Below are 517 nucleotides of genomic sequence, written 5' to 3' on the forward strand. Positions count from 1 at the left end.
GGGGTGATCAAACACAAGAAAACGAGCCAAGGCAATCGGGTTTTGCATGAGTTATTCTTTCAACTGGCGTGCCGTCAATTGGCATTGTCCAGGCGGCATAAGGAGCCGCGCAATCCGATATTCCTGGCCTATTACCACAAGAAGCAGTCCGAAGGCAAGACCAAGGGTCAAGCGATTGTATGCATTATGAGGAAACTGGTTAACATTGTGTTCAAGATGTTGAAAAACAAGACGGCTTACACGCTGCCGCCTGCTCCACCAAAGGAAAATGCTGTATAATTGAGGCTAGGTAGAGTGAGGGTTTATCGTTCAGGATACGTATGAGGGGCAGCTTAGTAATCCGCTCACGTTAAATTTGTATACGTATGTGCATAATAATCCGGTATTCTGTTTTTTACGAGGTAAATTTAATAACATGGGAATCAGCAATAAATCGGCATGAGAGGCCACCTTCGAAATGAAGGTGGTTTTTCGGCTCAAAACCGAAATCAGTACTTGACAAAATGAACCAAACCCA

Annotated in this window: 1 pseudogene; it reads left to right on the top strand. The window is 44.3% G+C overall.

Going from position 1 to position 517, the window contains the following annotated elements:
* Positions 1-279: pseudogene (locus tag PKO02S_RS32765) on the top strand (IS110 family RNA-guided transposase); the annotation flags it as partial.
* Positions 280-517: the final 238 nt, after the last annotated feature.

This window comes from Paenibacillus koleovorans NBRC 103111, assembly GCF_004000845.1.
In the GTDB taxonomy this organism is placed as follows: Bacteria; Bacillota; Bacilli; order Paenibacillales; family NBRC-103111; genus Paenibacillus_AA; species Paenibacillus_AA koleovorans.